The sequence below is a fragment of the Pseudomonas sp. AC169 genome (genome assembly GCF_979258515.1).
The window spans coordinates 100,361-116,490 of sequence record NZ_OZ409866.1 but is presented as its reverse complement, the minus strand read 5'-3'; the positions used below and the strand labels follow the sequence as shown (position 1 = coordinate 116,490).

Here is a 16,130-nt window from a genome sequence, read left to right as displayed (position 1 = left end):
TTGCTGCGGTGATGGCTTATTACGGTTTCGCCCTTACGGCGACTCACTTTTTTTCAAACGCCAAAAAAAGTAAGCAAAAAACGCTTGCTCCTACGTGCGGCCCGCTCGCTGGGGCTCGGGGTTCCTTCGCTGCGGGATCGATCCGGGCGCAGCGCCTACGGTTTGCTGCGCTGCACCTCCTCTCGCTGTGTTTGGCTGCGCCAAACGGTCGCTGCGCTCCCACGCCCGGATCAATCCCTCCACTCAGCCTTCCGATGTCGCCTTAAAGATCAAAAGCTGCAGCCGAGCTAACGCTCATCCTGTTGAGTGGTGAGGGGCACAGCGTGGTCGGCTTTGGATTTGCGTTGGAGCTGCCCCTGCCCCTCACCCCAGCCCTCTCCCGAGGGAGAGGGAGCCGATGGTGGGTATCTCAAAATTTGCGTTCAACTCGGTATTTCACGTCGGCGTACATCTCTCAAACACTTCGGTCAGTCCCCTCTCCCTCCGGGAGAGGGCTAGGGTGAGGGGCTCTTGATCTGGCTTGTGATCTGGCTTTGGCTTTTGATCTTTTGCCCCATCGGCAGGCCGAGCGGAGGTGTCCATCCGGGGGTAGGCGCGCAGCGCCGTGCGGCGTAGCCGCATACATCGAGAGGAGGTGCAGCGAAGCAAACCGTAGGCGATGCCCCCGGATGGACGCCGTAGCGAGGGAACACTGAGCCTCAGCGAAGTGCCGTACGCCAGGGGCAAAGCCTTTTGCTTACTTTTCGGCGTCTGGAAAAGTGAGTCGCTGTAAGAGCGAAACCGCCAGCGGCAGCACCCGCAAAAACGGATATGCCCCCAGCCCCAAAACCCCAGAACGCACAAACAAAAACGCCCGGCATAAACCGGGCGTTCTGTATTGACTTGATTAACGAGCGCGGTAAGTAATGCGCCCTTTGCTCAAGTCATAGGGCGTCAGCTCGACGCGCACTTTGTCACCGGTAAGAATACGAATGTAGTTCTTGCGCATCTTGCCGGAAATATGCGCGGTTACGACGTGCCCATTTTCCAACTCCACACGAAACATGGTGTTGGGCAGGGTGTCGACGACAGTGCCTTCCATTTCGAAGCTGTCTTCTTTCGACATGCAGTAAAGCCCTCGGTATCCAATGAATGGCCCGGTGCAACTGCGCCAGGCAAAAGCGGCGTGCATTGTGCCCGAAAAATGGGGTTTACGCCAAGGGGTTTACGGCTTGGGTTTAGTTGAGGATGACCCAGCGCTGATTAATCAGCAATTCGATAGGTCGATATTGCGTCTTGTAGTTCATCTTTTTGCAGTTCTTGATCCAGTAACCGAGGTACACCGCCTCAAGCCCGAGACGCTGTGCCTCAGCGATTTGCCAGAGGATGGCAAATCGGCCAAGGCTACGGCGCTCTTCAGCGGGTTCGTAGAAGGTGTACACCGCCGACAACCCGTTGGGCAGCAAATCGGTCACCGCCACGGCGAACAACCGTCCGTCGAGTCGGAACTCGTAAAACCTCGAGAAGGGCAGATCGCGTACCAGAAAGGTCGAGAATTGATCACGGCTCGGCGGGTACATATCGCCGTCGGCGTGACGCTGTTCGATGTAGCGCTGGTACAGATCGAAATATTCTTCGCTGAATTGCGGTTTGGCCGGGCGCACCTGTAAATCCGTGTTGCGTTTGAAAATCCGTTTCTGCTGGCGATTGGGCATGAACTGCGCCACTGGAATGCGCGCAGGCACGCACGCATTGCAGTTCTGGCAATGCGGACGGTACAGATGATCGCCGCTGCGACGAAAGCCCATTTCCGACAGGTCTGCGTAGACATGCACATCCATGGGCTGGCTCGGATCGAGAAACAGGGTCGTGGCCTGCTCCTCGGGCAGATAACTGCAAGAGTGAGGCTGAGTGGCATAGAACTTCAAACGCGCCAACTCGGTCATGATCAACCCTCGGGATAAGCTGGTGAATTAAGTGTAAGCCACGCGCGCAAAAGTCGCTCAGCAAACCCAGGTGGCACGATTGGGTTGATCCAGGTGATGTGCCAGATAATCGGCGAATTGCTGGCGGGGAATCGCCCGTGCGCCGAGGCTGTGCAGATGATCGGTCGGCATCTGGCAATCGATCAGCACGAATCCTGAGTCTTGCAGATGGCGCACCAGGGTGGCAAAGCCGAATTTCGAGGCGTTGTCGGCGCGGCTGAACATCGATTCGCCGAAAAACAGTTGGCCCATCGCCAGGCCGTACAGGCCGCCGACCAGTTCGCCCTGATCCCAGACCTCCACCGAATGTGCGAAGCCGCGACGATGCAGCTCAATGTAGGCGTCCTGCATGGCTTCGGTGATCCAGGTGCCGTCAGCGTAATCCCGTGGCGCGGCGCAGGCGCGGATCACGGCGTCGAAGTCCTGATCGAAGGTCACTTGATAGCGTTCCTGGCGCAGCAATTTGCCGAGGCTGCGCGAGACATGCAGTTCGTCGGGAAACAACACGGTGCGCGGATCCGGCGACCACCAGAGAATCGGCTGGCCCTCGGAAAACCACGGAAAGCAGCCGTGGCGGTAAGCCTGGATCAAGCGATCGGCCGACAGGTCGCCACCGGCGGCGAGCAATCCGTTAGGGTCGCGCATGGCTTTTTCCAGCGGCGGAAAAGTCAGGGAATTACGTTGTAACCAAGTCAGCATGGCATCCAGGCTTGCAGAAGGGGAGGGCGGTGCGGGCTGTCTGGCCCGCGCTAAAGTGTGCCGTTAAATGACAGGAATGTCGTCCAGATACTTCTCGGCATCGAGCGCGGCCATGCAGCCGGCGCCTGCCGACGTCACGGCCTGACGATAAACGTGGTCGGCAACGTCGCCGGCGGCAAACACTCCGGGAATCTCGGTGGACGTGGCGTCACCGTCGCTGCCACCCTTGACCAGCAAGTACCCGTCGCGCATCGGCAGCTGTCCTTGAAACAGATCAGTGTTGGGCTTGTGACCAATGGCAATGAATACGCCGGCCAGCGCCAGTTCACCGGTTTCTCCGGTATGGCTGTCACGCAGTCGCGCGCCGGTGACGCCGCTGGCATCGCCAAGCACTTCGTCGAGATTCTGGTTCCAGTGCAGGCGTACATTGCCGTTGGCGGCTTTCTCGAAAAGTTTGTCCTGAAGGATCTTCTCCGAGCGCAGTTTGTCGCGACGATGGATCAGGTGCACCTCCTTGGCGATGTTCGACAGATAAAGTGCTTCCTCAACCGCCGTATTGCCACCGCCGACCACGGCGACCACCTGATTGCGATAGAAAAAGCCGTCACAGGTCGCACACGCAGAAACACCGCGGCCGGCAAAGGCCTCTTCCGAGGGCAGTCCCAGATACTGCGCGGAGGCACCGGTGGCAATGATCAGGGCGTCGCAGGTGTAGGTGCCGCTATCGCCGACAAGCTCGAACGGGCGCTGCTGCAACTTGGCGGTGTGGATGTGGTCGTAAACGATCTCTGTGGCAAAGCGTTCGGCGTGTTTCTGCATGCGTTCCATCAGCACCGGGCCGGTCAGGCCTTCGACGTCGCCGGGCCAGTTGTCGACTTCAACGGTGGTGGTGAGCTGGCCACCGGCCTGCAGGCCGGTAATGACCACGGGGTTGAGGTTGGCGCGGGCGGCATACACGGCAGCGCTGTAACCGGCCGGACCTGAGCCGAGGATGATCAGGCGTGAATGCTTCGCTACGTTCATCAAATACACCTCATAAGCCTTTGTCACAAAAGGTAATGCATGCTCAAATTGAGTCGCGGCTTCTGTGTGCTTGACTATGCTCAATCCTGAGGTTTGAAGCATGGCATCGGACGCACAAACCCGTACAATGCCGGGCTGTTACAGAATATTCGCGGTGCGCTGTGTTCTTGGCTGTGTTTATAAAACCCACAGCACAGTGTTAAAAGTAGTCTCAGTTGCGCTCGTTCACTTTTTTACCTGCCTGGATTGGGCAGTTTTTTATCGTCATTCAATAGATGGACGCGCCTCGGGCGCAGGAAAAGAAGCGTTTTGAAGAAATCCACCGAAGCACCAAAAACAGTCGTTCCGCTCTGGCGCCAACAGTTGCACTACCGGCTCAAGGAAGGTGCATTGATCGCCATCGGTGCCTTGTGCCTGTTCCTGATGATGGCTTTGCTGACCTACGGCAAGGACGATCCGGGCTGGAGCCACAACAGCAAGATCGACGACGTACAGAATTTCGGCGGCCCGGCCGGCTCCTACAGCGCCGATATCCTGTTCATGGTGCTGGGTTACTTCGCCTACATCTTCCCGTTGCTGCTGGCGATCAAGGCCTACCAGATCTTCCGCCAGCGCCACGAGCCGTGGCAGTGGAGCGGCTGGCTGTTCTCCTGGCGCCTGATCGGTCTGGTGTTTCTGGTGCTGTCCGGCGCTGCGCTGGCGCATCTGCATTTCCACGCAGCGTCGGGTCTGCCGGCGGGTGCTGGCGGCGCGCTGGGCGAAAGCCTCGGCAATCTGGCAAAGAACGCGCTGAACATTCAGGGCAGCACGCTGCTGTTTATTGCTCTGTTCCTGTTCGGCCTGACGGTATTTACCGATCTGTCGTGGTTCAAGGTGATGGACATCACCGGCAAGATCACCCTCGACCTGTTCGAACTGTTCCAGGGCGCGCTCAACCGCTGGTGGTCGGCCCGTACCGAACGCAAACAACTGGTTGCGCAACTGCGTGAAGTCGACGATCGCGTCCACGACGTAGTCGCGCCGACGGTCACTGACAAGCGTGAACAGGCCAAAGTCAAAGAACGCCTGATCGAACGTGAGCAAGCCCTGAGCAAGCACATGTCCGATCGCGAGAAACAAGTTCCGCCGGTCATTGCGCCAGCTCCAGCCAAAGCGCCTGAGCCAAGCAAGCGCGTGCAGAAAGAAAAACAGGTGCCGTTGTTCGTCGACAGCGCCGTGGAAGGCACCTTGCCGCCGATCTCTATTCTCGATCCTGCGGAAAAGAAACAACTCAATTACTCACCGGAATCCCTGGCGGCGGTCGGCCACTTGCTGGAGATCAAACTCAAGGAATTCGGTGTCGAGGTCACGGTGGATTCGATCCATCCGGGCCCGGTGATTACCCGTTACGAAATCCAGCCTGCTGCCGGTGTGAAAGTCAGCCGCATCGCCAACCTCGCCAAAGACCTCGCGCGTTCCCTGGCCGTGACCAGTGTGCGGGTGGTCGAGGTCATTCCGGGCAAGACCACTGTCGGTATCGAGATTCCCAACGAAGACCGGCAGATCGTGCGTTTCTCCGAAGTGCTGTCGACGCCTGAATACGACAACTTTAAATCGCCGGTCACCCTGGCACTCGGTCATGACATCGGTGGCAAACCGGTCATCACCGACCTGGCGAAGATGCCGCACTTGCTGGTGGCCGGTACGACCGGTTCCGGTAAGTCGGTCGGTGTGAACGCGATGATTCTGTCGATCCTGTTCAAGTCCGGTCCGGAAGACGCCAAGCTGATCATGATCGACCCGAAGATGTTGGAACTGTCGATCTACGAAGGCATTCCGCACCTGCTGTGCCCGGTCGTCACTGACATGAAGGACGCCGCCAACGCCCTGCGCTGGAGCGTTGCCGAGATGGAGCGCCGCTACAAGCTGATGGCGAAAATGGGCGTGCGCAACCTGTCCGGCTTCAACGCCAAGGTCAAGGAAGCCCAGGACGCCGGCGAGCCGTTGAGCGATCCGCTGTACAAGCGCGAAAGCATCCACGACGAAGCACCGTTGCTGCAGAAATTGCCAACGATCGTCGTGGTGGTCGACGAATTCGCCGACATGATGATGATCGTCGGCAAGAAGGTTGAAGAACTGATCGCCCGTATTGCGCAGAAGGCCCGTGCGGCCGGTATTCACTTGATCCTCGCGACCCAGCGGCCGTCGGTGGATGTGATCACCGGTCTGATCAAGGCCAACATTCCGACGCGCATGGCGTTCCAGGTGTCGAGCAAGATCGACTCCCGCACCATCATCGATCAGGGTGGCGCCGAACAACTGCTTGGCCACGGTGACATGCTTTACATGCCGCCGGGCACCAGCCTGCCGATCCGGGTTCACGGTGCATTCGTATCCGACGATGAAGTACACCGTGTGGTCGAAGCGTGGAAACTGCGCGGCGCACCGGAATACAACGACGACATCCTCAACGGTGTCGAAGAAGCCGGCAGCGGTTTTGAAGGCAGCAGCGGTGGCGGCGACGGCGATGATCCGGAAGCCGACGCGCTGTATGACGAAGCGGTACAGTTCGTACTCGAAAGCCGTCGCGCCTCGATTTCCGCGGTACAGCGCAAGCTTAAGATCGGCTACAACCGCGCCGCACGGATGATCGAAGCCATGGAAATGGCCGGGGTCGTCACCTCGATGAACACCAACGGTTCCCGTGAAGTCCTGGCCCCTGGCCCGGTACGCGACTGATTCCAAAGCAAGAGGCGGGACAATGATGTGCCGCCACTCTCCCAACGAGTATTCAAGAGGACTCCCATGCGTCTTATCCGCATGTTGCTGCCAGTACTGGCGCTGACCACTCTCACGGCCCACGCCGATGACAAGGACGTGGCGCGTCTGACCCAATTGCTGGAAACATCCAAGACCCTGAGCGCGAACTTCTCGCAGCTGACCCTCGACGGCAGCGGCACGCAGTTGCAGGAAACCACCGGCGACATGACTCTGCAGCGTCCGGGGCTGTTCTACTGGCACACCAATGCGCCGGCCGAGCAGACCATGGTTTCCGACGGCAAGAAAGTCACCCTGTGGGATCCGGACCTGGAACAGGCCACCATCAAGAAGCTCGACGAGCGCCTGACCCAGACCCCGGCACTGCTGCTGTCCGGTGACGTGTCGAAGATCAGCCAGAGCTTTGATATTTCCGCGAAAGAGGCGGGCGGCGTGATCGACTTCACTCTCAAGCCGAAGACCAAGGACACCCTGTTCGACAACCTGCGTTTGTCGTTCCGCAACGGTCTGCTCAACGACATGCAGCTAATCGACAGCGTCGGCCAGCGCACCAACATCCTGTTTACCGGGGTCAAGGCCAACGAGCCAGTACCGGCATCGAAGTTCAGGTTCGACATCCCCAAGGGTGCCGACGTGATCCAGGAATAAACGCAAAACCCTGTGGGAGCGAGCCTGCTCGCGAAAGCGGTGTATCAGTCACCATTGATGTTGAGTGAACCATTGCATTCGCGAGCAGGCTCGCTCCCACAAGAGCAAATGATCGACCCGATCAAATAGAGGTTTCAACGCTACGTGATGGATCTGTTTCGCAGTGCACCGATTGCCCAGCCACTGGCCGCGCGTTTGCGTGCGACCAATCTGGATGAGTACGTCGGTCAGGAGCACGTGCTCGCTCGCGGCAAGCCTCTGCGTGAGGCGCTGGAGCAGGGTGCCCTGCATTCGATGATCTTCTGGGGGCCGCCGGGCGTGGGTAAAACCACCCTGGCGCGGTTGCTCGCGGAAGTCTCCGATGCGCACTTCGAAACGGTCTCGGCGGTGCTCGCCGGGGTCAAGGAGATCCGTCAGGCCGTTGAAATCGCCAAGCAGCAGGCCGGCCAGTACGGCAAGCGCACGATTCTGTTCGTCGATGAAGTGCACCGCTTCAACAAATCCCAGCAGGATGCGTTTCTGCCGTACGTTGAAGACGGCACGCTGATCTTTATCGGCGCTACCACCGAAAACCCTTCGTTCGAACTCAACAACGCTTTGTTGTCGCGGGCCCGCGTCTACGTGCTGAAAAGCCTCGACGAAGCGGCACTGCGCAAACTGGTGCACCGCGCGCTTACCGAAGAGCGCGGGCTGGGCAAGCGCAACCTGACGCTGAACGACGAAGGCTTCCAGATGTTGCTGTCGGCTGCCGATGGCGATGGCCGGCGTTTGCTCAATCTGCTGGAGAACGCCTCGGACCTGGCCGAAGACAATAGCGAGATCGGCACCGAGCTGCTGCAAAGCCTGCTCGGCGATACGCGTCGACGCTTCGACAAGGGCGGCGAAGCGTTCTACGACCAGATCTCGGCGCTGCATAAATCGGTGCGCGGCTCCAACCCCGACGGCGCGCTGTACTGGTTTGCGCGGATGATCGACGGTGGTTGTGATCCGCTGTACCTGGCCCGGCGCGTGGTGCGTATGGCCAGCGAAGACATCGGCAACGCCGATCCGCGCGCCCTGAGCCTGTGCCTTGCGGCGTGGGAAGTGCAGGAACGCCTCGGCAGCCCGGAAGGTGAGTTGGCCGTGGCCCAGGCGATCACCTATCTGGCTTGCGCGCCGAAAAGCAACGCGGTGTACATGGGTTTCAAAACCGCTCTGCGCGCCGCCGCCGAAAACGGCTCGCTGGAAGTGCCACTGCACCTGCGCAACGCGCCGACCAAACTGATGAAACAGTTGGGTTACGGCGACGAATACCGCTACGCCCACGATGAACCGGACGCTTACGCCGCCGGCGAAGATTATTTCCCGGAAGAACTCGAGCCGATTCCGTTCTACCAACCGGTGCCGCGTGGCCTGGAATTGAAGATCGGCGAGAAGCTCAACCATCTTGCTCAACTTGATCGTTTAAGCCCTCGGCAGCGGAGAAAATAGTGGTCCCACTGATTATTGCAGTCTCCGTCGGCGGCATGGCCGGCACCTTGTTGCGCTTCGCCACCGGTAATTGGATCAGCGCCAATTGGCCGCGGCACTTCTATACCGCGACGCTGGCCGTTAATATCGTGGGCTGTCTGTTGATTGGCCTGTTGTACGGCCTGTTTTTGATACGCCCGGAAGTGCCGATCGAGGTGCGCGCCGGGTTGATGGTCGGCTTCCTTGGGGGGCTGACGACTTTTTCATCCTTTTCACTGGATACGGTGCGCCTGCTGGAAAGCGGGCAAGTGCCGCTGGCCCTGGGCTATGCGGCACTCAGCGTATTCGGCGGGCTGCTCGCGACGTGGGCTGGCCTGTCTTTGACCAAACTTTGATAACGAGAAACCGACATGCTCGATTCCAAACTGTTACGTAGCAACCTCCAGGACGTAGCGGACCGCCTGGCTTCCCGTGGCTTCGCCCTGGATACCGCGCGCATCGAAGCGCTGGAAGAACAGCGCAAGACCGTCCAGACCCGCACCGAAGCACTGCAGGCTGAGCGTAACGCGCGTTCCAAATCCATCGGTCAGGCCAAACAGCGCGGCGAAGACATCGCGCCGTTGATGGCGGACGTCGAGCGCATGGCGGGCGAACTGAGCGCCGGTAAAGTCGAGCTGGACGCGATCCAGACCGAACTGGACTCGATCCTGCTCGGTATCCCGAACCTGCCACACGAATCCGTGCCGGTCGGCAAAGACGAAGACGACAACGTCGAAGTGCGCCGCTGGGGCACACCGACCGCTTTCGATTTCGAAGTGAAAGACCACGTGGCGCTGGGCGAGAAGTTCGGCTGGCTGGATTTCGAAACCGCCGCCAAGCTGTCCGGCGCCCGTTTCGCCCTGCTGCGTGGCCCGATCGCGCGTCTGCATCGCGCACTGGCGCAGTTCATGATCAACCTGCACGTCAACGAGCACGGCTACGAAGAGGCTTACACGCCTTATCTGGTTCAGGCCCCGGCACTGCAAGGCACCGGTCAACTGCCGAAGTTCGAAGAAGACCTGTTCAAGATCGCCCGCGAAGGCGAAGCCGATCTGTACCTGATCCCGACCGCCGAAGTGTCGCTGACCAACATCGTTGCTGGCGAAATCGTCGATTCGAAACTGCTGCCGATCAAGTTCGTTGCGCACACTCCGTGCTTCCGCAGTGAAGCCGGTGCGTCGGGCCGTGACACGCGCGGGATGATCCGTCAGCACCAGTTCGACAAAGTTGAAATGGTCCAGATCGTTGAGCCATCGACTTCGATGGAAGCGCTCGAAGGCCTGACCGCCAACGCTGAAAAAGTCCTGCAACTGCTCGGTCTGCCTTACCGTACTCTGGCGCTGTGCACCGGCGACATGGGCTTCAGCGCGGTCAAGACTTACGATCTGGAAGTGTGGATCCCGAGCCAGGACAAGTACCGCGAGATTTCGTCGTGCTCGAACTGCGGCGACTTCCAGGCCCGCCGCATGCAGGCGCGTTTCCGCAACCCGGAAACCGGCAAGCCTGAGCTGGTACACACCTTGAACGGTTCCGGTCTTGCCGTAGGTCGCACCCTGGTTGCCGTGTTGGAAAACTACCAGCAGGCCGACGGTTCGATCCGTGTTCCGGACGTACTGAAGCCGTACATGGGTGGCTTTGAGGTCATCGGCTAAATGAAATATCTGCCGCTGTTTCACAACCTGCGCGGCAGTCGTGTGTTGGTCGTCGGAGGGGGGGAAATTGCCTTGCGCAAATCCCGCCTGCTGGCCGATGCCGGTGCGCTGCTGCGGGTGGTCGCACCTGAAATCGAAACGCAACTGCGTGAGCTGGTTGCCGCTTCTGGCGGTGAATGCGTGTTGCGCGGTTACGTCGAGGCGGATCTGGACGGTTGCGGGCTGATCATCGCCGCCACCGACGATGAGACGCTGAATGCACAAGTCTCCACTGATGCTCACAAGCGCTGCGTACCGGTCAACGTGGTCGACGCGCCGGCCTTGTGCAGCGTGATTTTCCCGGCGATCGTCGATCGTTCGCCGCTGATCATTGCCGTATCCAGCGGCGGTGATGCGCCGGTGCTGGCGCGTTTGATCCGCGCCAAGATCGAAACCTGGATTCCTTCGACTTACGGTCAGTTGGCCGGACTCGCCGCGCGTTTCCGCAATGAGGTGAAAAGCCTGTTCCCGGATGTGCAGCAGCGTCGTGGTTTCTGGGAAGACGTGTTTCAGGGGCCGATTGCCGATCGGCAACTGGCCGGGCAGGGCGCGGAAGCCGAGCGTCTGCTGCAAGCCAAGATCGATGGCGAAGCCATGGTCACGACTGGTGAGGTTTATCTGGTCGGTGCGGGCCCGGGCGATCCGGATCTGCTGACCTTCAAGGCTTTGCGCCTGATGCAACAAGCCGACGTGGTGCTCTACGACCGTTTGGTTGCACCTGCGATTCTTGAACTGTGCCGTCGCGATGCCGAGCGGGTCTACGTTGGCAAGCGTCGGTCTGATCACGCCGTGCCGCAGGATCAGATCAACCAGCAACTGGTCGAACTGGCCAAGGCCGGCAAGCGCGTGGTGCGGTTGAAGGGCGGTGATCCGTTCATCTTCGGGCGGGGCGGCGAAGAGATCGAAGAGCTGGCCGCTCACGGTATCCCTTTCCAGGTCGTTCCGGGTATCACCGCAGCCAGCGGTTGCGCGGCATATGCCGGGATTCCGCTGACCCATCGTGATTACGCGCAGTCGGTGCGTTTTGTTACCGGGCATTTGAAGGACGGCTCCACCGATCTGCCTTGGGTCGACCTTGTCGCGCCGGCGCAGACGCTGGTGTTCTACATGGGCCTGGTCGGGTTGCCGGTCATCTGCGAACAACTGATCAAGCATGGTCGTTCAGCCGATACCCCGGCGGCGTTGATTCAGCAGGGGACCACGGTCAATCAGCGGGTTTTTACCGGCACGCTGGCTGATCTGCCGCGACTGGTGGCGGAGCATGAAGTGCATGCGCCGACACTGGTGATCGTTGGTGAAGTGGTGCAACTGCGCGAGAAACTGGCTTGGTTCGAAGGGGCTCAGGCGCAGGTCTGAAAAACCGAGTTGACCCATTCGCGAGCAAGCTCGCTCCCACAGGGGATTTGTGAGCGACACAGATCCAATGTGGGAGCGAGCTTGCTCGCGAAGAGGCCTTCCAAAACCCTATAAATGTCAACCCCGGCGCCAAACCCCTTTGCCATTCAGCCGCGCCCGATCATGGGCCACGGTGAAATCCTGCTCCGGTCCCTTCGGCACAACCCCTGTCGGGTTAATCGTCTTGTGACTGCCGTAGTAGTGATTCTTGATGTGCTGAAAATCCACCGTCTCGCCAACCCCCGGCAGCTGATACATCTCCCGCAGCCAGTTCGACAGGTTCGGATAATCGGCAATGCGCCGCAGGTTGCACTTGAAGTGCCCGTGATACACCGCATCAAACCGGATGATCGTAGTGAACAGGCGCACGTCAGCTTCAGTGAGGTATTCGCCGCTCAGATAGCGGTTTTCGCCTAAAACGCCTTCCAGGTGATCGAGTTCGGCAAACACCTCATCGAACGCTTCTTCATAAGCCTGTTGCGACGTCGCAAAGCCTGCGCGATACACGCCGTTGTTCACCGCCGGATAAATCCGCTCGTTCAGTGCATCGATTTCACCGCGCAGCGGCGCCGGGTAGAAGTCTAGATCGTTGCCCGTCAAACCATCGAACGCGCTGTTGAACATGCGGATGATCTCCGCCGATTCATTGCTGACGATGCGCTTGAGCTTCTTGTCCCATAGCACCGGCACGGTAACGCGGCCGGTGTAATCGGTAGTGTCGGCGGTATAGCGCTGGTGCATGAAGTCGAAGTTGTCGAGCTTGTCGCCGGTCGAGCCGAGCGCTTTGTCGAAGGTCCAGCCGTTTTCCAGCATCAGCCAACTGACCACCGAAACGTCGATCAGACTTTCCAGGCCCTTGAGCTTGCGCAGGATCAACGTGCGATGCGCCCACGGACAGGCAAGGGAAACGTAGAGGTGATAGCGCCCGGCCTCGGCAGCAAAACCGCCTTCACCGCTGGGGCCGGGTTCGCCGTTGGCGGTGACCCAGTTGCGGCGTTTTGCCTGTTCGCGCTGAAACGCGCCGTCCTTGCTGCTTTCGTACCACTTGTCCTGCCAGTGGCCATCGACGAGTAAACCCATGATCAAGACTCCGTAAACCAATAATCGTTGGAGTCGAGTCTATTCCGATGAGTTCGAACAAAAAGCGCAAAGATCGGGCGTGAATGATCGGTTAAATCGATGTGTTCCGTGCGGCCCAGTATTGCTCGGCGGTGGCGAAGGCCTGTTCACGGCTTTGACCGAGGCCGCGCAAGGCCAGGGCCATGGTCGCAATCAAGGCCATTTGCGGGTAACTGTCGACGATATCGCCGCGCCAGACAGCTTTCAGGTGTTCGACGTCCAGGGTTGAAGGTTTGACGTGGCGTTGCGCCGACAACTGCGGCCATTCCTCGTCCCAGCTTTCGCCGCCCGTGGTGCCGTAGAGATGGCTGTCAGCATCCGGGTTGATCTCGATTTCGCCGCCATCGCCCTTGACCACAATCGCCGTGTCGCCGAGCAGGCCGCTGGCATCGCGATGCACTGCCTGATAGCCAGGATGGAAAATACTTTGCAGCCCGCAACGCGCGCCCAGTGGATTGAGTATCCGCGCCAGCGAATGAATCGGAGAACGCAAGCCTAGGGTGTTGCGCAAATCGATCATCTTCTGCAGTTGCGGCGCCCAGTCCACCAGCGGCATGAAGGCCAGGCCACCGTTATCCAGCGCCGTGCCGACGTGCTGCCAGGTGCGGCACAACGGAATGTTCAGCTCGCCGAGTAACTGCTCGCTGTACAGACGCCCGGCCGTGTGTGCGCCGCCGCCGTGCATGAAAATGCGCACACCGTTCTGTGCCAGACACTTGGCCGCCAGCAGATACCACGGTAGATGGCGCTTCTTGCCGGCGTAGGTTGGCCAGTCCAGATCGACGTTCAACGCAGGTGCCTGCAAACGCTCGCGCAGGGCTTCGGTAAAACCGGCCATCTCCTCGGCGCTTTCTTCCTTGTGTCGCAACAACATGAGAAATGCGCCGAGCTGGGTGTCTTCGACCTTGTCGTCGAGCACCATGCCCATCGCTTCGCGGGCTTCCTCGCGAGTGAGGTCACGCGCACCACGTTTGCCCTTGCCGAGAATGCGCACGAATTGGGCGAACGGGTGCTCGGCAGGTGTTTCGAGGGTCAGCGCTGGAAAGTCGGTCATAAGCAATTCGTCGGTTTGGGCAGGCCCGCCAGTTTCGCGGCGAGTTTGGCGGGGGTGCCTTTGAACAGTCGGTTCAGGTGCAGGCTGTTGCCTTTGTCCGGGCCGAGTTTCAGTGCGGTGTACTTGATCAACGGCCGGGTGGCCGGAGACAACTGGAATTCGGCGTAGAAGCTGCGCAGCAGTTCGAGGATTTCCCAGTGTTCGGGCGTCAACTCGATATCTTCGACGGCGGCGAGGGCACTGGCGACCTCGGCCGACCAGTCGCTGAGGTCGACGAGAAATCCGTCCTTGTCCAGTTCGATGGCGCGGGCGCCGACGGTCATGGCATTCATAACCAACTGTTGACCTTGTCGTGGTGGATCGACAGCTCGACGAAGGCTGGGTAATCGATGGCTTCGGCCCAGTCCGGTACTTCGATGGCGCGAGCCTGTGCATCTTCTATCAGAACGAACAATTTGATCTGACGGCCTTGCAGCGCGGTAAACGGCGCGGTGCCCGGTTGCAATGCATAGACGGCATCGCCGGACAGCAGCAGGGCATCAGCGCTGCCGATCAGACGCAAGCAACTGGTCAGGCGATCGTCGCCGAAGGGGGAATGAGACAACACATGCAAAGTCGACATCAGAGGGTGATCACCTGGTCGTAGCGGTCAATAAGGGCGGTGATGTGTTCGGCGTCCAGCGGCGCGGCTTCGTCCAGCGACAGCTCGCTCAGACCGCGAAGGCTGGCGCTTTCGGCGCAATAAAACAGCTCTTCAACGCCAAACATCGGCAGCGCTTGCAGGTTGGCGCTGAGGTCTTTCTGCTGCAAAGCCTTGGCGTTTTGCCCGGCGGCGAGTTGCAGCACACCGTCATCAAGAAACAGCAAGCCGATGGGTAGATCGAAGGCGCCACCGGCCAACACGATGTCCAGCGCTTCACGGGCGCCGGGGCCAGACCATGGCGACTGACGGCTGATGATCAACAAGGATTTAGCCATTTCACGCACCTCCGAAGCAGATCAGGCGGTCAGCGTCTTGCACCGCGTCATGCAACTGACCGAGGCCGGACAATTCCCACGGCGCGCTGACCGAAATCGCTTCACGCTGGTAGCGCTTGGCTTCTTCAGAATTTAGCGCACCACGGCGCAGGGCGGCGGCGATGCACACCACGCCGTCCAGCTTTTGCTCGGTGATGAAAGCGCGCCATTGTTTGGGCAGGTCGAGTTCGTCCTGCGGGGTAACCACCGCATCCGAAGCGTTATAAACGCCGTCCTGATAGAAAAACAGCCGGACAATCTCATGCCCACCGGCCAGCGCAGCCTGTGCAAACAGCAGGGCGCGGCGCGAGGAGGGCGCATGGGCGGCGGAAAACAGCGCAATGGCGAACTTCATGACGGACTCGATCAGCAAAACTGCGGCCATGATAAAGCTTTATGGCGGTAGCCGCGAAACCCAAGTTGCATGCGCTTGAATGTCGGAGCGAGCCTGCTCGCGAAAGCGGTGGGTCAGGCGATAAAAAACATTGAATGTGCCGGCCTCTTCGCGAGCAGGCTCGCTCCCACAAGGATTTGTGTAAGCGTCCATTAGCGAGGCATATAGCCCAGCTGCCAGCGCCGCGGGATTTTCAGCGAGAGCAGCCCGATCATCGCCGCCAGCAAACCACTGACAAACATCGCCTTCAGTCCCAGATGATGTTCCAGCACCGCCCCCAGAATCGCGCCGATAAACATCCCGCTCCATGGCACCAGTTGCACCCGCCAGCCGCTGCGTCGCTCGCCGAGCATCCAGCGGCCCAATCCACGGCCGAAACGCGACAGAGCGCCGGTCACGTAGGTCAGCCCGACAGGCAAACCATTCACCTCTTCGACCGCCGCGTTGAGCATGCCCATCGCTATGATTGCCGCCAGCAGCGCTGGCAGTTGCGTTTCGAAAGGCCAGACTGCCGCAGCACAAAGCAGGGTGGCGATACACAGCAGCAGCGGCAGCGCCCGGCGTCCGCCCAAACGCGCGACAACAACACCCAAGGCATTACCGACGACGAAAGTTGCGACGAGAATCACCAGGCGCAAGGTCAATCCGATGTCGCCATCACTGATCGCCACGGCAAGTCGGGTGGTGTTGCCGCTCATGAACGAGACGAAGTCGCCGCTGGCCATAAAGCCGATGGCGTCGGTCATGCCGGCCAGTACCGAGAGGCTGGCCACCAGCGCCAGACCAATCCGCCCGCGCCACTTTTGTGTGTGCAGATGGCCGGGGCTGGCGCGGTGAGTCGAGGCGGATGGCAGCATGAGGGCGGTGTCCTGGGGCGACAG

General features: G+C 59.8%; 17 protein-coding genes. 6 read left to right on the top strand and 11 right to left on the bottom strand.

Annotated features, from left to right (window positions below; all coding sequences use genetic code 11):
* Nucleotides 1–886 precede the first annotated feature (886 nt).
* From infA to trxB, 4 genes are all read right to left on the bottom strand, one after another.
* Nucleotides 887–1,105, bottom strand: coding sequence for a translation initiation factor IF-1 (gene infA / locus ACZZ0G_RS00595; protein WP_002553999.1), 219 nt, complete (start codon nucleotides 1,103–1,105; stop codon nucleotides 887–889).
* 112 nt (nucleotides 1,106–1,217) lie between these two features.
* Nucleotides 1,218–1,925 carry an arginyltransferase gene (locus tag ACZZ0G_RS00590; protein ID WP_463554937.1) on the bottom strand — a complete coding sequence of 236 codons (708 nt, stop codon included), beginning with the start codon at nucleotides 1,923–1,925 and terminating at the stop codon, nucleotides 1,218–1,220.
* A gap of 57 nt (nucleotides 1,926–1,982) precedes the next feature.
* A complete protein-coding gene (aat, locus tag ACZZ0G_RS00585) occupies nucleotides 1,983–2,663 on the bottom strand; it encodes a leucyl/phenylalanyl-tRNA--protein transferase (protein ID WP_463395656.1) in 681 nt (226 codons plus the stop codon).
* Nucleotides 2,664–2,726: 63 nt separating this feature from the next.
* Nucleotides 2,727–3,686: a thioredoxin-disulfide reductase gene (gene trxB / locus ACZZ0G_RS00580; protein WP_463554936.1), complete on the bottom strand. Its 960-nt coding sequence runs from the start codon at nucleotides 3,684–3,686 to the stop codon at nucleotides 2,727–2,729.
* Nucleotides 3,687–3,995: 309 nt separating this feature from the next.
* Here trxB and ACZZ0G_RS00575 point away from each other — a divergent pair, with 309 nt between their 5' ends.
* The 6 genes from ACZZ0G_RS00575 to cysG all read left to right on the top strand — a co-directional run bounded on the left by ACZZ0G_RS00575 (nucleotide 3,996) and on the right by cysG (nucleotide 11,626).
* A complete protein-coding gene (locus tag ACZZ0G_RS00575; RefSeq protein ID WP_034155142.1) occupies nucleotides 3,996–6,404 on the top strand; it encodes a DNA translocase FtsK in 2,409 nt (802 codons plus the stop codon).
* A 66-nt stretch (nucleotides 6,405–6,470) separates the two neighbouring features.
* Complete coding sequence (lolA, locus tag ACZZ0G_RS00570) at nucleotides 6,471–7,091, top strand: outer membrane lipoprotein periplasmic chaperone LolA (protein ID WP_463554935.1); 621 nt, start codon at nucleotides 6,471–6,473, stop codon at nucleotides 7,089–7,091.
* Nucleotides 7,092–7,238: 147 nt separating this feature from the next.
* Nucleotides 7,239–8,561: a replication-associated recombination protein A gene (locus tag ACZZ0G_RS00565; RefSeq protein ID WP_064587012.1), complete on the top strand. Its 1,323-nt coding sequence runs from the start codon at nucleotides 7,239–7,241 to the stop codon at nucleotides 8,559–8,561.
* Nucleotides 8,561–8,935: a fluoride efflux transporter CrcB gene (crcB, locus tag ACZZ0G_RS00560; RefSeq protein WP_463554934.1), complete on the top strand. Its 375-nt coding sequence runs from the start codon at nucleotides 8,561–8,563 to the stop codon at nucleotides 8,933–8,935. The genes ACZZ0G_RS00565 and crcB overlap by 1 nt, the downstream gene beginning before the upstream one ends.
* A gap of 15 nt (nucleotides 8,936–8,950) precedes the next feature.
* The gene (gene serS, locus ACZZ0G_RS00555) at nucleotides 8,951–10,231 is read left to right on the top strand and encodes a serine--tRNA ligase (RefSeq protein ID WP_463554933.1); all 1,281 of its coding nucleotides are present in this window, start codon (nucleotides 8,951–8,953) and stop codon (nucleotides 10,229–10,231) included.
* Entirely contained in the window at nucleotides 10,232–11,626 is a 1,395-nt protein-coding gene (cysG, locus tag ACZZ0G_RS00550; RefSeq protein WP_463554932.1) for a siroheme synthase CysG, read from the top strand. It begins immediately after the preceding gene.
* Between the two features lie 117 nt (nucleotides 11,627–11,743).
* On the opposite strand, the gene ACZZ0G_RS00545 is transcribed toward cysG, so the two are convergent.
* The 7 genes from ACZZ0G_RS00545 to ACZZ0G_RS00515 form a co-directional block, all read right to left on the bottom strand.
* Nucleotides 11,744–12,745 carry a glutathione S-transferase family protein gene (locus tag ACZZ0G_RS00545; RefSeq protein ID WP_463554931.1) on the bottom strand — a complete coding sequence of 334 codons (1,002 nt, stop codon included), beginning with the start codon at nucleotides 12,743–12,745 and terminating at the stop codon, nucleotides 11,744–11,746.
* A 91-nt stretch (nucleotides 12,746–12,836) separates the two neighbouring features.
* Nucleotides 12,837–13,838, bottom strand: coding sequence for a glycosyl transferase family protein (locus tag ACZZ0G_RS00540; RefSeq protein ID WP_463554930.1), 1,002 nt, complete (start codon nucleotides 13,836–13,838; stop codon nucleotides 12,837–12,839).
* Nucleotides 13,835–14,170: a TusE/DsrC/DsvC family sulfur relay protein gene (locus ACZZ0G_RS00535; protein ID WP_463554929.1), complete on the bottom strand. Its 336-nt coding sequence runs from the start codon at nucleotides 14,168–14,170 to the stop codon at nucleotides 13,835–13,837. Before ACZZ0G_RS00535 ends, ACZZ0G_RS00540 begins: the two co-directional genes overlap by 4 nt.
* A complete protein-coding gene (gene tusB / locus ACZZ0G_RS00530) occupies nucleotides 14,167–14,460 on the bottom strand; it encodes a sulfurtransferase complex subunit TusB (RefSeq protein WP_463554928.1) in 294 nt (97 codons plus the stop codon). Before tusB ends, ACZZ0G_RS00535 begins: the two co-directional genes overlap by 4 nt.
* Complete coding sequence (gene tusC, locus ACZZ0G_RS00525) at nucleotides 14,460–14,816, bottom strand: sulfurtransferase complex subunit TusC (protein WP_463554927.1); 357 nt, start codon at nucleotides 14,814–14,816, stop codon at nucleotides 14,460–14,462. Before tusC ends, tusB begins: the two co-directional genes overlap by 1 nt.
* A 1-nt stretch (nucleotide 14,817) precedes the next feature.
* A complete protein-coding gene (tusD, locus tag ACZZ0G_RS00520; protein ID WP_463554926.1) occupies nucleotides 14,818–15,210 on the bottom strand; it encodes a sulfurtransferase complex subunit TusD in 393 nt (130 codons plus the stop codon).
* A gap of 191 nt (nucleotides 15,211–15,401) precedes the next feature.
* On the bottom strand, nucleotides 15,402–16,106 hold the full coding sequence (locus ACZZ0G_RS00515) for a YoaK family protein (RefSeq protein WP_463554925.1): 705 nt from the start codon (nucleotides 16,104–16,106) through the stop codon (nucleotides 15,402–15,404).
* Nucleotides 16,107–16,130: the final 24 nt, after the last annotated feature.

Coding starts and splice junctions, on each gene's coding strand:
- infA (WP_002553999.1), bottom strand. CDS start 1,105: ATGTCGAAAGAAGACAGCTTCGAAATGGAAGGCACTGTCGTCGACACC.
- ACZZ0G_RS00590 (WP_463554937.1), bottom strand. CDS start 1,925: ATGACCGAGTTGGCGCGTTTGAAGTTCTATGCCACTCAGCCTCACTCT.
- aat (WP_463395656.1), bottom strand. CDS start 2,663: ATGCTGACTTGGTTACAACGTAATTCCCTGACTTTTCCGCCGCTGGAA.
- trxB (WP_463554936.1), bottom strand. CDS start 3,686: ATGAACGTAGCGAAGCATTCACGCCTGATCATCCTCGGCTCAGGTCCG.
- lolA (WP_463554935.1), top strand. CDS start 6,471: ATGCGTCTTATCCGCATGTTGCTGCCAGTACTGGCGCTGACCACTCTC.
- ACZZ0G_RS00565 (WP_064587012.1), top strand. CDS start 7,239: ATGGATCTGTTTCGCAGTGCACCGATTGCCCAGCCACTGGCCGCGCGT.
- serS (WP_463554933.1), top strand. CDS start 8,951: ATGCTCGATTCCAAACTGTTACGTAGCAACCTCCAGGACGTAGCGGAC.
- cysG (WP_463554932.1), top strand. CDS start 10,232: ATGAAATATCTGCCGCTGTTTCACAACCTGCGCGGCAGTCGTGTGTTG.
- ACZZ0G_RS00545 (WP_463554931.1), bottom strand. CDS start 12,745: ATGGGTTTACTCGTCGATGGCCACTGGCAGGACAAGTGGTACGAAAGC.
- ACZZ0G_RS00540 (WP_463554930.1), bottom strand. CDS start 13,838: ATGACCGACTTTCCAGCGCTGACCCTCGAAACACCTGCCGAGCACCCG.
- ACZZ0G_RS00535 (WP_463554929.1), bottom strand. CDS start 14,170: ATGAATGCCATGACCGTCGGCGCCCGCGCCATCGAACTGGACAAGGAC.
- tusB (WP_463554928.1), bottom strand. CDS start 14,460: ATGTCGACTTTGCATGTGTTGTCTCATTCCCCCTTCGGCGACGATCGC.
- tusC (WP_463554927.1), bottom strand. CDS start 14,816: ATGGCTAAATCCTTGTTGATCATCAGCCGTCAGTCGCCATGGTCTGGC.
- tusD (WP_463554926.1), bottom strand. CDS start 15,210: ATGAAGTTCGCCATTGCGCTGTTTTCCGCCGCCCATGCGCCCTCCTCG.
- ACZZ0G_RS00515 (WP_463554925.1), bottom strand. CDS start 16,106: ATGCTGCCATCCGCCTCGACTCACCGCGCCAGCCCCGGCCATCTGCAC.